This is a genomic window from Arthrobacter bambusae (assembly GCF_022606295.1).
Lineage (GTDB): Bacteria > Actinomycetota > Actinomycetes > Actinomycetales > Micrococcaceae > Arthrobacter > Arthrobacter bambusae_A.
This window is the reverse complement of sequence record NZ_JAHHZS010000010.1, coordinates 1-14,535: the sequence shown is the minus strand read 5'-3', so window position 1 is coordinate 14,535 and position 14,535 is coordinate 1. Positions and strand designations below refer to the sequence as shown.

Below are 14,535 nucleotides of genomic sequence, written 5' to 3'. Positions count from 1 at the left end.
GATGGGCGCGCTGTGGATCCTGTACCGGCAGCGCTTGCGCCGGGACCGCTGGCAGATCATCGTCTGGATCCTCTCGATCGGCGGGCTCGCACTGCTCGCCGTCGCGGCCATAGCGAAGTCCTTCGGCGACGACGCTACGCGCGCGCAGGTGCTGCAGCTCGCGACCGCGGCGCCCGCGATCCTCGTGCTGCGCGGCCTCCCGCGCGGCCCGGCGCTCGATTCGTTCACGTTCTTCGAGATTTTCGCGTTCCTGGCCCTCCTTGCGGGACTCATGAATACGTTCATGGCCGTCCGCCACACCAGGGCCGAAGAGGAGTCGGGCCGGGCCGAGATCGTCTCCGCCACCGCCGCAGGGCGGTGGGCCCCCCTCGGGGCGACCGTCCTTCACGCCATGGTGGCCAATGTGGTCGTCGCCATGGCCACTGCTCTCGGCTTCATCGCCGGCGGGCTTGACCCCGCGGGTTCACTTGTGGCCGGTCTCGCCACGGGCGCCGTGGGCTTCGCCTTCCTCGGCGTGGGCCTGTTGGCCTCGGAGTTCTTCAGTACATCGCGGGGAGCCAACGGCATTTCTTCGGCGCTCGTGATGGTTGCATACCTGCTGCGCGGCTTCGGCGACGCGACCGGACAGGTCAGTCCCGACGGAATGACCATGACGGCGGCGTGGCCCAGTTGGGTCTCCCCCATCGGCTGGGGCCAGCAGACCTTCGCCTACACGGGCAACCGATGGTGGCCGCTGCTCCTGCCACTCGCGCTTGGGGCGGCTTGCACCGCCGTCGTCGTAGCCCTCATGGCCCGCCGTGACGTCGGTGCGAGCGTACTCGCCGGACGATCCGGACGCGCCAACGCCCGGCCCTGGCTGCGCGGGAGCTTCTCCCTCGCTCTGCGCCTCCAGGAGGGCGCGATCATCGGCTGGTGCATCGGCGGCCTTGCCACGGGCCTCCTCACAGGCTCGCTCGGGGCCGCGATCCAGTCCTCGATCACCTCCAACCCCCAAATCACGGCCGTGCTTCGCGGCATGATCGAGGCACAGGGCACATCCATGACCCAGCTCCTCGTCGCTGCCCTGTTCGAGGTAGCCGGGATCCTTGCCGCGGCGTGCGGCCTCCAGGCCGTCCTGCGCCTGCGCCAGGAAGAGGCGGCCGGAACTGCCGAGCCCGTCGTGGCCGGATCCGTGGGCCGGATGCGCTGGCTGGGCAGCTTCCTCGGACTCGGCACGGTCTCGGTGGTGCTGGTGATGGCGTTCACCGCCGTCGGAGCATGGGCCTCCCTCGTTGCGTCCGGAGATACCTCAGGCTCCGCAGGCGAGGTCTGGCAAACTGCCGTCGACCAGCTCCCGGCAGCACTCATCTACCTCGCCCTGCCCGCCGCAGTCTTCGTCGTCTGGCCCCGGGCCACCATCCCTGCCGGCTGGGCGCTCCTGGGCATCGGCGTTGTCCTCGGCGTCTACGGTGGCATGCTCGGCCTCGACCAGAGGATCCGGGACCTTTCACCCTTCACCCACACCCCCGTCACCACAAGCACCGGAACCGACTGGAGTGGCGGTTTCTGGATGCTCGGCATCGCCGTCGTGGTCACGGCGCTCGCGCTTGCGGCTGTGCGCCGCCGGGAGGTGGGCACGGCATGACAGACTCCGGCATCGCCCGGATGCCCGACGCCGCCGAGACGTCCGCCGCGGTGCTTACGGCCGCCGGAATCCCCAAGATGCCGGCCCGTTCCCTTATGGCCCTTGTAGTCTCCGACGACGGTTCGCTGACCGCGGCCGAGCTCTCCGAGATACTGGGCGCGAGCGCCGCCGCGGTATCCGGCGCCGTGCGGTACTTGCAAACTGTCGGTTTCGTCCACCGGGTCTCGCAGCCTGGCAGCAGGCGCGACCGCTATGCCCTCCCCGCCAATGCGTGGTACGTCGCCTCCCTGCGGCAGAACCCCGTGTACCAGCGCCTGGCTGAGCTCGCCGACTCCACAGCGTCAAGCCTCCCGGAAGGATCGCCGGCGAGGACGAGGGTGAGCGAGATGGGCGCCTTCTACCGGTTCCTCATGACCAGGCTGCCTGCGCTCCTCGATGAGTGGGAGCACATGCGGGTCAAGGTCCAGGCCGCTCCGACTCCGCCTGGGCTTCAAGCCTGAGGCGGATACGGCTGCGGAGGGTTCGGCGGATATGCCTGCACCCATCGGTCGAAGCGCTGACCCCTGGGATTGGCCGGCAGGAGCACAAACACGAGCAACGCAATCCATCCGAGCACCGGAACCAGAGCGAGCAACAAGAAGAGCGCACTAAGATTCGCGTCGTGGAGGCGCCGTGCGCCCAAGGCAAGTGAAGGCACAACCGTCGCCAGGAACCACAGGCCGCCAAGGGCCGTCGAGGTGCCGGTGTTGCCGTTTCCTGTAGCACCGGCCGCATTGATGACCCCGGAGACAATGGCAGAGGCGAGGAACCACCACCAATACTCACTGCGGCTAGCGCGGCCGTGGAAGATTGCGTACTTTTTCCAGAATCGTTTAACGGCCTCGACCGGCGGGGCTCCGTAGTAAGGCAATTCAAGCGGGACTTCACCCGGGGGAAGATTCTGGGGCTGATAGCCGGACATCATTCAAGCCCTTCCATGCAGACTATTCGACACCGGAATGCTAGGCCGTGTCCCGCCTGTCCGAACAGGGCACAAAGCCCCGCCTGGGACAGGTGACACCGCCTAGGATCCGCGGGCGCAGTCGGTCCCTGGCCCCGGCGGCGTCACGAGCGTCGCTAACGGGACTTCCGGCCCTGCCGGGCTGGACCAAACGAGCAGAGGATGGTGCGTAAAGCACCCGGAACGCGGGAGCCACATTTCATGGAGGCGGACAAAGTCATGAAAAAACCAATCGTTGTCGGCGTCGTTGACACCCAGGCGAGCCGGGCCGCGCTGGCTTGGGCAATGAACCGGGCGGCACGACGGAAACTCCCGGTGCTGCTCGTTCACGCCGTCGACACTCGATGGCTCGACGAATCAGCCCATTCCAGCGAGGTGACCAAGGCCGCAGCAAACGAACTGCTGAGCAAAACCGCAGCATATGCCGGCGAATTGGAGCCATCGGTTCAGTTAAAAACCGTGCTGTTCCCCGGCAGCCCCGGGCAGGCACTCAGGAAGCAATCCAAAGGAGCCTCGATGGTAGTCATCGGAACCGGGCACAACTGGCCCGGAGGACCCGTCGCTGACAGGGCACTGCAGATCGCCGCCGTCGCCCAGTGCCCTGTGGCAGTAGTCGGGGAACAGAACATGACAGAGCGCCGCGGCATCGTGGTCGGCGCTGACGGTTCCGAAGAATCAACGCAAGCAGTTTCCTTCGCCGCCGCCGAAGCGGACAGGGACAACCAGGACCTGACAGTAGTTCACGCCGTCCCCGCGCCGCCGCTCATCCACCGCGCCATGCCAGCGGCCGACGTCGCCGAGGACATCCTGGAAGAAGAACGAATCGTCCTCGCCGAAACCGTCGCCGGTCTGGCCGAAAACTACCCCGACCTGATTGTCCACCAGGTTCTGGTATCCAACAACGAACCAGCGGAAGCACTCACGGAAGCCGCAGCCAACGCCACCATGCTGGTACTGGGAAGCCGCGGAAGAGGCAGCTTCAAACGCCTCCTCATGGGATCGACCGCCCACACCGTACTCAGATCCCTGCCCTGCCCAACCGTCATTACCCGCGTACGACGGGCGAAACTCACGGGTTAGACATCCAGCCCAGTCACTACCAACCGCCGAGCCGCTTCCCGTTTCCTCCTGGTCCTCCGAACGCCAAGGAGGCGACTATCCCTCCCCCTTCCCGCGTTGGAACGCCCTCACTGCTTCGCTCACCGTTGGGTGGAAATGCTCGGAGGAGAAACGCGAGCCCATGCCGTATTGCAGCAATTTGTCTTTGACCGGGCCTTTGAGCTCGGCGAACACCAAGTCCACGCCGCGCCGGTCCAGCCATTCGTCAAGCTCCACCAACTCGTCCAGTGCCGTCGTGTCGATCCCCGTCACGGGTTCTGCTGCCAGCACCACGCGCTCTATGCCGTCCGCCGCCTTGTCCAGTTCGTTGCGTACGAATGACCCCAGCAAGGCTCCGTTGCCAAAGAACAGCGGTGCGTCGAAGCGCAGGATCAACAGACCGGGGATGCGTTCCCCTTCCGGATGACGGCTCACGTCGTGGTACCCCGGCACCCCGGGCACGTCGACCAGTTCAGTGCGGTAGGGGTCCCAGGCTCGCCGCAGGAAATCCAACAGGGCCAAGCCGATGGCAACGGCGATGCCCGGGAGGACGCCAAGTATGGTGACCCCCAGAAATGCCGCGAGCATCACCAACGATTCGCTGCGGCTCATGCCGATAAGCCGTCGCACACCACCTGGGTCGGCTATACCTGAGGCGGCAGCGATGACAATGGCTGCAAGGGTTGCTGCGGGCAGGAAGTCCGTGACGCCCGGCGCCACGAGCATGAATCCGAGCACGAGCACTGCACCTACTACCCCTGTGAGCTGGGACTTTGCGCCGGACTCGACTGCCACCGGGGTGCGGGAGGTGCTGGCCGACACGGGGAAGCCGCCCAGTAGCCCGCTGGCAGCGTTCGCCGCACCCAAGGCTGCCATTTCATGGTTGCCGGATACTTTGCTCCCCTCTGCGGCCGCCAAGGATTGGGACAGTGTTCCGGTATCAACGAAGACGATGAGGGCGATCGCCGCGGCGGCGGGCAAAAGCGCCAGCACGTCAGGCCAGCCAATTCCGCCCAGGGCCGGCGCAGGGAGGCCCCGAGGGAGGGCGCCGGTGACCTGCAAACGCCCGTGGAGTCCCAGCAGGGCAACTGCCATGCAGGCCACAACAACCGCAACAAGCACACCCGGAACTTTCCATTTCAGCCAGCGGGGAATCAAGATGAGCACCAGCGAGACCACGCCGAGCAGCAGTGCCGTCACACTGGCTTCGCCGGCAAACACCTTCGGCACGACGGCGATGAGTCTTTCCCAAGGGGTGCCCCCGTCCACGGAAATCCCCAGGAAGGTGGGAAGCTGGGACACGGCTACCAGCAATGCGATCCCGTTGAGATAGCCGAGCCGGATGGGCTTCGACAACAGTCCCGTGACGATTCCCAGCCTCAGCGCCGCCCCGAACAGCAAAATGCCGCCGATCAGCATGGCCAGGAGGCCCGCGAGCGCAACGGATTTCTGCTGGCTATCCCTGGCCAGTGGAACCAAGGCTGCAGCGATCAAAGGGGCAAGCGCGGAATCCGGCCCCAACACCATCACACGCGATGGCCCGAACACCGCGTAGGCAATCAAGGGCACGACCGTGGCGTACAGACCGTTCACCGGTGGAAGACCGGCCGCCTGGGCATACGCCATTCCCGCAGGGACCAAGATCGCGAAGAGAGCGGCGCCGGCCGCCAGATCGTGGCGCAGCCACTCGATCCTGTAGCCGCGAAGGGCTGGCGGGACCGCCCAGAATGGATACGTTCCGGATGGGCGCATATTCCGATCATGTCCCATCATGCCCTTGCCCGCCATCCATGATCGGTGGCCGCGAAGACGGCCGGCACGCAGAAACCATGCCGATGGACAGGTCCGCACATCATCACATCGGCACTTCCATGGAGCAGACGTAGGTGTGGACACTGCAAGCTCGTGGGTCAATGCCGCTGTTCGCCGTCGGGCTGGGTGGCGGCCTGCCCTAGATGATGTGCACGCCGGCGAATGCCAGCGCTGCGATCAGACCCCAGGAGAGCATCGCTGCCATGATGGCCCTGCCGCTGGTCTGGAGCAGGGCCCGGACCTGCACTGATGCGCCAAGCCCGAACAGGGCTGCTGCGAGCAGCAGGTCCTGGACCGTGCCGGCAGCTTCCAGGACAACAGGCGGCAGGATGCCGAGCGTCCGCAGAATGATCATCGCCATGAACCCCGCCACGAAGAACGGAATCAGCGGAGGAAGCTTGATGCCGGTATCCCCTGCGCCGTTTGCCGTCCGACGGCGGCGGAAGCGTCCCACGAGGGCAGCTCCGGTGACCATCGGAGCAAGCATCAGCACACGGGTGAGCTTGACGATGAGCGCGACGGCAAGGGAAGCCGGGCCCGCCGTCTGCGCCGTTGCCACGACCTGCCCCACATCGTGGACGCTTGCTCCCACCCAATAGCCGAACTGGACAGTATCCAAGCCAAGGGGACCCTTGAGCGCGGGAAGGATCGCGATCGCCAGCGTTCCGCACAGCGTCACGAGGGCGATTGGAACGACGGTGTCGCGGTGATCCGTTTTGGTGACCCCGCTCATGGCGCCGATGGCGGAGGCCCCACAGATGGAAAATCCCGTGGCCAGAAGCAGGGGCTGATCGCCGGGAAGTTTCAGCGCCTTGCCCAGGAGCAGCGTTCCCATGAAGGTCAGCAGCACGATGCCAACCACGATCGCCAGCGTCTTCCAGCCGAGCGCAGCCACATCGAGAAGGCTGAGTTTGAGCCCCAGCAGGACAATGCCCAACCGCATGAACCGCTTGGCGGAAAGCACCAGGCCTGGCTGCAGGACTCCTTCCACGGCCGTACTGATCCCGGGGAGATTCGCACAAAGAATTCCCAGAATCACTGACACCGTCAGGAAGGGCATCACCGGGACGGTCGAATGGATCAGCCACGCGACGACGACAGCGGCCGCGGACGCCGCCAGTCCGGGCAACGATTTGTACCGCAAACCCCGGGGAAGCAGCGCACCCTGCCGTGCGTCCTTTAGGGGTGTGGCAACGTCTAGTCTCATGCTTGTCTGTGATCCTCCCGGAGCCGGCGTGCGCCAGGCCCTGGCTGGATCTCCTCCTCTCCCCCAATTCTCGGCCCGGATCATGTGCTGGGATAGCCGCTTTCTTGGCATAGCGATATATCAATATCGCATCACTATTCTCCCTGTTATATGCTTTGCGCATGGCAAAGTGGCCCGATCTGACCGTGCTCGAACTAGTGGTTGGCGTGGATGATTACGGAAGCCTCAGCGCAGCCAGCCGGCAAGCTGGCCTTGCCCAACCCAACGCGAGCCGATCGATCAGGGTGATGGAGCGCCAGCTGGGCATGACCCTGCTGCAGCGCAGTCCAACAGGCTCCACGCTCACCCCCCAAGGCACAGTCGTGGCCCACTGGGCGCGTAGAATCCTTGCGGAAACACGGCAGATGTTGCAGGCCACCGATTCCCTGCGCGCCGAGAGACGGACCGCACTGACGGTATCCGCAAGCATGACTGTCGCCGAGCACCTGGTACCCGGTTGGCTTGGCACCTTTGGAAGGCTGCACCCCGAAGTGCGAATACACCTGCTTGTCCACAATTCCGCGCAGGTTTTCGAGGATGTGACCAGCGGAGCCTGCGATATCGGCTTCGTGGAATCCCCAACCATCCCCCGCACCCTGCACAGCCTCACCGTGGCGCGCGACGAACTCGTCGTCGTCGTCCACCCCAAACACCCGTGGACCCGACGGCGGGAGCCAATCTCCATTGCCGAGCTGGCATCAACATCATTGCTGGTCCGCGAACCGGGGTCTGGCACCCGGATCACGCTTGACCTCGCATTGGCCGAGTACCCGCGTGCGGCTCCCTTGCTGGAACTTGGCAGCGCGGCCGCCATCCGTACAAGCGTTTTGGCCGGCATGGGTCCTTCAGTGATGAGCACCCTTGCAGTGGCAGACCAAGTAAACACCGGGGAACTAAAGATCGTCCCCGTCCAGGACCTTGTCCTTCATCGGGCGCTGCGTGCGGTGTGGAACGGCCCCCGTCAACTATCAGGTCCAGAAGCAGAGCTCGTGCGGCTCGTTCGTAGCCCAAGAACATCCCGAAACTAAACCTCGGAAACAACGCTCGGGAACCTTCACGTGCTGCGCCGCAGTCAGAGCACACCTGCGCCTGTCCGAGGCCGGCGATAGGATCTCGGCCGCTTGTTGCCAAAACGCTGTGCCCGAGGTGGGTTCGAACCGGGTTCCAGCGCGTCGCCAGGAATGCGGCATTTCGCAGCAGGCACTCGAGGAGACTGCCGGGGTTTCAAGGAAGTTCTTCGTTGCCCTGAGCATGTCGACGGCCATCGCTCCAACGCATCCGCCGACTCAAGGATCGGCCCGCTGACTGGAAGTAGCTCTCGGGCTGGACGCCCATCCGATCACCGTCTCGCCCACCGGCACGGTCGCGGTCCTCACCGCGCCCAGTGCCGGTCCTGCGGTGATCGCGGAACCGAATGCGCCTAGGCGGAGAACAGTGCCGACGCCAACCAGGATGGACGACAGCCCGAATCGGCCGGACCTACGATCTTTCCGCACCGGATCTCCTTCGTCATGCCCGGATATGTCGAAGGAAAACATGCGCAAACTTTCAGCTTGCGCTTCCCGGGCACAACACTGCGACTCGCCGTTTACGGACTCGCTGATCCGTCCAGCGCTGTGCGCGATGTGGTTCCGGTCCAACTCCATTTGGCGCTTCGGTTCGACCATGACGCAGGAGTTCCAACCGCTGTCCAAAGACGGTTCCCGGGCACCCTGTGAAGGGAACTCCGTCTCCGGCAGGCGTTCGATGCCGGCGACATGGCACCACTCACCACAGCCGACACGAAGGGTAACCTCCCGCCATTGTCAGACGAACCCGCAGGTCCCGGCGCATATTCTGAGATCAGCCGAATCCGATCCTGAAGGAAGCCATGCCCGACACCTCACGTCCCTTACGCAAACTTGGATTCCTCACCATCGGCCTTTTCGATCCGGCGGATCCCGCCTCGGGCCACGAATCCACACTACAGATCATCGAACTTGGCGAACGCCTCGGATTCGACAGCGCGTGGCTGCGGCACCGTCACCTGCAGTTCGGAATCTCCTCCCCCATCGCGATAATGGCCGCCGCCAGCCAGCGCACCTCACGGATCGAGCTTGGAACCGCGGTAACCCCGCTGGGCTGGGAAAACCCCTTGCGCCTTGCCGAAGACCTGGCCACCGTGGATCTGCTCGCCGGGGGACGCATCAATCCGGGGCTGAGCGTGGGTGAACCGATGCACTACGACACAGTGAAGCACGAGCTGTACCCGGATTCCTCCGAGCTGGAGGATTTCAGCTACGGGCGCCTGAACCGATTTGCCCGTCTGATCGCGGGGGAAAAGGTGCGGGACTTTTCCGGCAGGCAGGGTGTAGTCGAGGAATTCTCCAACCGCGTCGAGCCGCACTCTGCCGGGCTCCGGGATCGCCTTTGGTATGGGGCGGCCAGCAGGAAGTCGGCCGTCTGGGCCGGGGCAAACGGGTTCAATCTGCTCTCCAGCAGCGTCATCTTTCCGGAAGCGGATCAAGAACCGGACTTTGCCCGAATCCAGCAGTCGCAGATTCGCGCCTTCCGTGAAGCCGCTGAATCGTCAGCCCCGGCCCACGGACAGGCCCGTGTGTCGCAGGGCCTGGTGGTGATCCCAACTGATTCCGCTTCGCCGGGTCAGCGGGACAAATACCGGCGGTATGTCGATGAACGCACCCCCCGCACGCAGGCGCCGCAAGGGGCAAGGGGCATGCTGTTCGCCGCGGATCTGATCGGTACCAGCGACGAGATCGCCGAGCAGCTATACGCACACGCAGGATTTCGAGAAGTCGACGAGGTGGCGTTTGCGCTGCCCTTCAGCTTCGACCACGAGGATTACATCCAGATCCTCACCGACATCGCCACCAAACTCGGTCCAGCTCTGGGATGGACTCCAACCGAAGCCCGGCCCGACCCGCGGTAGGCGTCACAGCCGGCAATCGATCACATGTTGAGCATTCCTGGGACGGTGTGCGCTGCACCGGATCCCACACACCGGCACCCCGCGCCGGATTTTGAGCACTACGGACCCGAACTACGACAACCAGCAGGAGCTCAACTGTGCGGTAGCCTTTCGTCCCATGGTCGATGCGAAGCGGTTCCGAGTACTCCTTGAGGAGGAACGTGACCGCAAGGTTGCGCTCTTGAAAGCCCTCCTTGGGGACATCACGTCGGTAAACGTCGCCAGGCAGGACGCGAACGTCGACGACGAACACGATCCGGAAGGGAGCACGATCGCCTTCGAACTTTCCCAGGCTTCCGCACTCATGGAGCAGAGCCGTGTGGGCCTGGAACAGATCGAGGCCGCTTTGCTGCGGATTGCCAGCGGGAGTTACGGACTGTGCGCCGTGTGCGGCAAGCCCATCGCGGAGGGTCGCCTGGAGGCAAGGCCTTGGACTCCGTATTGCATAGAGCACGCGTCCGGTCAGGGCTAAGCCAAGGCGAATAATTCAAGGAATGCGCCACATCAACGCACAGATCATTTCCCTGCCGCCTTGGACGCTTGTCTGGGCCGCGAGGTAGCAACCGCAGACGAGCACATATGTACCGGACACCAGGGTCCTGACACAAAGAACGAACGGGGACATTCCCCTGACCCGCTCAGCCAGGGGTCTTCAGGTCAATGGCTATCTCGTTGCGTCGCATGAACCATGGCTTGAACGGTGGATCAAACCGCGCGAATCGCGGAGTCCCGGCAGGGGTGAGTCCAGCCGCCTTCAAAGCGCTTCTTAGCTTCTCAAGATGGCGCTGATAGCTCACCGCACTCCAGCGCCCGCTGTAACGGATCGCCGCGGCAAGGCTTTCGGGAACTGTCCGCAAGTGCACATTCGGGTCGGTGGGGACGGGCGCGTTCTCGATGGTGAAGCCTTCCGGCAGAACAAAAGCAATCCGGAATTTCTGCTCCTCACCCGGCTGCCTTTCGATTCCCTGCTGCACGACCGGAGCAGTCATCGCGATCTTTTCAGAAGCCGCGTCCTGAACCACCGGCGCTGTCATCGCTACTTTCTGCTTGGAGCGGTTCTCTCCGCTGATATAGGAAAACAGGTAACGGAACGCACGGTTGCCGGCCTCTTCAAAAGTGCCTTCCACAATGACCTCGGCCAATAGATGCTCAGGATATCTTCGAACCTCAAAATCGTCGTAGCTTCGCACAATCTGATAGGGCTGCTGCGCCGTCATGGCATCACGGTACTCCGGCGGCGATGCTCAAGCCATGAAGGTTCCTAAGGGTGGTGAATATTCGGGTGGTTTTCTTGCCCTGAGGCTTCATCCGACCCGCGCCGATCGGGAAACAAACCGTCGTACCCCTGACCCTTTCACGGCCAGCTCATATCACCTCGCCGTGACTGGTTGCCCTGGTCTACCGCAAACGGTCGGCTGCCGATCCAAGCCAGAACCCCAACGGCAGCAAGAAGACCGTGACACGCTTGTCGTACGATTAAATAGTTAGACGATCGAGCTACCTACTTAAGGGAATGACGTGGCCGAGGACACGCGGAAGGTTCACGATGGTTATTGGTACGAATCCGAAGAAGCCGACCCGGGACCGGTTGACCTGCTGAACGCCCTCCGGGACTACCGGGCGTCGGAGGCTGCGATGCGACGACGGACCCGCACCTCGATGGGGATGGGCGAGACGGATTTACTGGCGTTAAGGTACCTGCTCGAAGCCGAACACCAAGAGCGTGCCGTCAGCCCGAAGGAACTGGCAGCCTGGCTGGGCGTCACCTCCGCTTCGATGACGGCACTGATAGACCGGCTCGTGGCGTCCGGAAATGTCCGGCGCGAGCCCCATCCCAGCGATCGCCGGGCCCTGATCCTCCGCCCCACCCCGGGATCCGACCATGAAGTGCGCAGCACCTTGGGTGGAATGCATTCCCGGATGATTGAAGTGGCTCGTTCCTTTGATGCCGGGGAAGTCCGGGTCATCATCGACTTCCTGCGGCGCATGCAAACAGCTGTCGACACCATCGACGAATAAGCTCCTGACCCCGGCTGGACAATCTTAGTAAGCTCACTTATAAATAGTCCATCAAGCTACTTGCTATATGTACTATCCAGGAGATTGTTATGACGGCAGTTACGGAAAGCCCGGACAGCGACGAACTGGATTCGCCGGCTATCGGGGCTCAGCCGGAGGCGGACCATCAGGTTCTCGCGCTGGTGGTCGAAGACCCTGACCGTTTCGACCATCAGGCATACGTCGTTCACGGGCACGGTGGGCACGGACACGGCGCCGGAACGCCGGTGGTCGACAGGCCGTCTCACTGCGGGAGTGCCATGACGCTTAGTCTCGCAGGAGGAACTCCGCCGCAGGCCTGGATATCGGTGGAACCCGAGTGGCCTGAATGGACTTGCGGGTGCGGGTTGCGGATTTTTGCCGAGGTCGGTGATCTGTTAGGTGCCGTGTTATCGGCATCAGCCAGGGTCCAGACGCTGGAACTGCAGATGGAGGCAGCGCGGGCGGCACTGGAACATGCGGTGCACCAGGCTCGTGGTTCGGGGGTGGAGTACGGGGAACTGGCGCTTGCGTCCGGGTTGAACGGTTCCAAGATCGAAACCCTGCTCAGGTGAGCGTCCTGATGCCGGCAGAGCAGGTACCCAGATATCCCCCGGCAATATCCTCAGTGCATTCTTCGCGGACCTCCCTGTGGGACGGGCGTTACCGGCTTGGCCGGCCATTGGGCGGAGGAGCGGAAGCAGACGTCCTGGAGGCCTTTGATACCTGGAACGCCTCTTCTGTGGTACTGAAGATATTCCGTTCCGCGGGATCCCGCAGCGGAGAACCTTTCCTGCGGGAGATCGAATTCCACAGCCGGCTACGGCACCGGAATATTGTCCGCGTCGCCGGGCACGGCCGTCACCAACTTGCCGAGGGCGGCAGGGAGGGGCGTGACTACTTGGTGATGGAGCTAATGGCTGGCGGGGACCTGCGGTCAATCATCAAGAATGGCCCGTCCTGCCCCCCAACCGTCGCGAAATGGGTGGCCGATATCCTGGAAGGACTGGCCCATCTACACCTCAGACGCATCATTCACAACGACGTTAAGCCCGGAAATATCCTCATCGGCGCTTCATCCGGCAACGACACGGCGGGCCCGGCGAAGCTCTCGGATTTCGGAATCGCGACCAGCGGAAGACGCCGCGCGCGGTATCCATCCGCCGGAACACCTCACTACCTGAGCCCGGAAGAGGCCCGCGGCCACCCGCCGACCGCGGCAAGCGACATCTACGCCACCGGGGTAGTCGCTCTTGAATGCCTCACCGGCACCAAAACCTACCCGGGAACACCTTTGGAAACGATGGTCGCCAGGACCTTGCGCGAGCCCCGTGTTCCCGGCACCGTGCCCAGGCGCTGGGCCAGGGTACTGCTCGACATGACAAACCCCGACCCTCTCAAACGGCCCTCAGCCAGGAAAGCCGCCGGAATCATCCTGCGCCTTAGCGAGGCCACCGGCACAGACACATACAACCCGGCACCGGCGCGCAGAACCCACCCACTCCGTCTGCCCAGACAGGCAGGACACATGGAACCACCGGCTGGACCAATCCCGCTCTGATCGAACGAGCAATCGCGAAAGCAATCAAGCCCCCGGGAGTCAAAGGGGGGCGGCTGGCTCGCGACCCTGTTGGCTGGCATCGTCGCCGCACTGGTGGACCAGGCCGGGATAGTGGACGTCGCCGGCCGGGGTGACGGGTTCGGCCTGTTCCCGGACTGAAGTATCCACGCACAGTGTAAGGTAAGTATGCTTAGTAATTTGGACAGAAGGCGCCCTCACCGGCCGCATTCGGGTCAGGTCCGAGCAGGCGCGTGGGTTCCTGCCGGATTCCGTGTTTGACCAAGCAATAGGAGCACGAATGGACGTTTGGCCAGGATCCGCATACCCGTTGGGTGCCACTTTCGATGGCACGGGAACGAACTTCGCGTTGTTCAGCGAGAAGGCGGAGAAGGTGGAGTTGTGTCTCTTCGATGATGACGGGGAAGAGGTTTCCTACACCGTCAGCGAGGTGGACGGCTATGTTTGGCATTGCTACCTTCCGCATGTCCAGCCCGGACAGAAGTATGGCTACCGGGTGCATGGTCCGTATGATCCTGCCGCCGGGCAGCGGTTTAATCCCAACAAGCTCCTCCTGGATCCTTACGCCAAGGCCATCCACCGGCAGATCGACTGGGATCCGGCGCTTTTCTCGTACAACATGGGTGATCCGGACTCCCGTAACGACAAGGACTCCGCGCCCCACATGATGTTGGGTGTGGTCATCAATCCGTTCTTCGATTGGGACGGTGACCACCTTCCGCGGATCCCGTATCACCGGTCCGTGATTTACGAGGCGCATGTCAAGGGCCTGACCCAGCTGCACCCGGAGGTTCCGGAGGAACAGCGCGGCACCTATGCCGGTGTCGCCCACCCGGCGGTGATTTCCCATCTGCAGAAGCTGGGGGTCACGGCGATCGAGCTGATGCCGGTGCACCAGTTCACGAACGACGGCATCCTGCAGGACAAGGGGTTGAACAATTACTGGGGTTACAACACCATCGGGTTCTTCGCCCCGCACAACAGCTACAGTTCCAAGGGCGATACCGGCCAGCAGGTCCAGGATTTCAAGGCCATGGTGCGTTCCCTTCACCGGGCCGGCATCGAGGTCATTCTTGACGTGGTGTACAACCACACGGCCGAGGGCAACCATTTGGGCCCGACGCTGTCCTTCAAGGGCATCGACAACTCCGCGTACTACCGTCTGATGGAT

General features: G+C 63.5%; 15 protein-coding genes. 10 read left to right on the top strand and 5 right to left on the bottom strand.

Annotated elements, in window-relative coordinates:
• Position 1 precedes the first annotated feature (1 nt).
• Together KNN17_RS08720 and KNN17_RS08715 are read left to right on the top strand one after the other, a co-directional pair.
• A complete protein-coding gene (locus KNN17_RS08720; RefSeq protein ID WP_241708347.1) occupies positions 2 to 1,624 on the top strand; it encodes an ABC transporter permease in 1,623 nt (540 codons plus the stop codon).
• Positions 1,621 to 2,124 carry a GbsR/MarR family transcriptional regulator gene (locus KNN17_RS08715; RefSeq protein WP_241708346.1) on the top strand — a complete coding sequence of 168 codons (504 nt, stop codon included), beginning with the start codon at positions 1,621 to 1,623 and terminating at the stop codon, positions 2,122 to 2,124. The genes KNN17_RS08720 and KNN17_RS08715 overlap by 4 nt, the downstream gene beginning before the upstream one ends.
• Here the strand turns inward: KNN17_RS08715 and KNN17_RS08710 are convergent.
• Positions 2,115 to 2,585: a DUF805 domain-containing protein gene (locus KNN17_RS08710; protein ID WP_372489651.1), complete on the bottom strand. Its 471-nt coding sequence runs from the start codon at positions 2,583 to 2,585 to the stop codon at positions 2,115 to 2,117. The genes KNN17_RS08715 and KNN17_RS08710 overlap by 10 nt on opposite strands.
• A gap of 258 nt (positions 2,586 to 2,843) precedes the next feature.
• On the opposite strand from KNN17_RS08710, the gene KNN17_RS08705 reads away from it, so the two are divergent.
• A complete protein-coding gene (locus tag KNN17_RS08705) occupies positions 2,844 to 3,704 on the top strand; it encodes a universal stress protein (protein WP_241708344.1) in 861 nt (286 codons plus the stop codon).
• Positions 3,705 to 3,779: 75 nt separating this feature from the next.
• Here KNN17_RS08705 and KNN17_RS08700 read toward each other — a convergent pair whose 3' ends face one another.
• Positions 3,780 to 5,474 (bottom strand): SulP family inorganic anion transporter, encoded by a 1,695-nt coding sequence (locus KNN17_RS08700; protein WP_241708343.1) that lies wholly within the window; start codon positions 5,472 to 5,474, stop codon positions 3,780 to 3,782.
• A gap of 199 nt (positions 5,475 to 5,673) precedes the next feature.
• On the bottom strand, positions 5,674 to 6,741 hold the full coding sequence (locus KNN17_RS08695; protein WP_241708342.1) for a YeiH family protein: 1,068 nt from the start codon (positions 6,739 to 6,741) through the stop codon (positions 5,674 to 5,676).
• 161 nt (positions 6,742 to 6,902) lie between these two features.
• Here KNN17_RS08695 and KNN17_RS08690 point away from each other — a divergent pair, with 161 nt between their 5' ends.
• The 3 genes from KNN17_RS08690 (at position 6,903) to KNN17_RS08680 (ending at position 10,220) form a co-directional block, all read left to right on the top strand.
• Entirely contained in the window at positions 6,903 to 7,808 is a 906-nt protein-coding gene (locus tag KNN17_RS08690; RefSeq protein WP_241708341.1) for a LysR family transcriptional regulator, read from the top strand.
• Between the two features lie 842 nt (positions 7,809 to 8,650).
• Complete coding sequence (locus KNN17_RS08685; protein ID WP_241708340.1) at positions 8,651 to 9,709, top strand: LLM class flavin-dependent oxidoreductase; 1,059 nt, start codon at positions 8,651 to 8,653, stop codon at positions 9,707 to 9,709.
• Positions 9,710 to 9,866: 157 nt separating this feature from the next.
• Positions 9,867 to 10,220 carry a TraR/DksA family transcriptional regulator gene (locus tag KNN17_RS08680; RefSeq protein WP_241708339.1) on the top strand — a complete coding sequence of 118 codons (354 nt, stop codon included), beginning with the start codon at positions 9,867 to 9,869 and terminating at the stop codon, positions 10,218 to 10,220.
• 166 nt (positions 10,221 to 10,386) lie between these two features.
• Here KNN17_RS08680 and KNN17_RS08675 read toward each other — a convergent pair whose 3' ends face one another.
• Positions 10,387 to 10,965: an SOUL family heme-binding protein gene (locus KNN17_RS08675; RefSeq protein ID WP_241708338.1), complete on the bottom strand. Its 579-nt coding sequence runs from the start codon at positions 10,963 to 10,965 to the stop codon at positions 10,387 to 10,389.
• Between the two features lie 301 nt (positions 10,966 to 11,266).
• Between KNN17_RS08675 and KNN17_RS08670 the strand changes: the two genes are divergently transcribed.
• The 3 genes from KNN17_RS08670 (at position 11,267) to KNN17_RS08660 (ending at position 13,346) form a co-directional block, all read left to right on the top strand.
• A complete protein-coding gene (locus tag KNN17_RS08670) occupies positions 11,267 to 11,767 on the top strand; it encodes a MarR family winged helix-turn-helix transcriptional regulator (RefSeq protein ID WP_241708337.1) in 501 nt (166 codons plus the stop codon).
• An 89-nt stretch (positions 11,768 to 11,856) separates the two neighbouring features.
• Positions 11,857 to 12,360 carry a hypothetical protein gene (locus tag KNN17_RS08665; protein WP_241708336.1) on the top strand — a complete coding sequence of 168 codons (504 nt, stop codon included), beginning with the start codon at positions 11,857 to 11,859 and terminating at the stop codon, positions 12,358 to 12,360.
• Positions 12,357 to 13,346, top strand: coding sequence for a serine/threonine-protein kinase (locus tag KNN17_RS08660; protein WP_241708335.1), 990 nt, complete (start codon positions 12,357 to 12,359; stop codon positions 13,344 to 13,346). Before KNN17_RS08665 ends, KNN17_RS08660 begins: the two co-directional genes overlap by 4 nt.
• A 39-nt stretch (positions 13,347 to 13,385) precedes the next feature.
• On the opposite strand, the gene KNN17_RS22410 is transcribed toward KNN17_RS08660, so the two are convergent.
• Complete coding sequence (locus KNN17_RS22410; RefSeq protein WP_274619688.1) at positions 13,386 to 13,514, bottom strand: hypothetical protein; 129 nt, start codon at positions 13,512 to 13,514, stop codon at positions 13,386 to 13,388.
• Between the two features lie 130 nt (positions 13,515 to 13,644).
• On the opposite strand from KNN17_RS22410, the gene KNN17_RS08655 reads away from it, so the two are divergent.
• Positions 13,645 to 14,535: alpha-amylase family glycosyl hydrolase (locus tag KNN17_RS08655; protein WP_241707145.1), on the top strand; the 891-nt coding region annotated here is incomplete at its 3' end.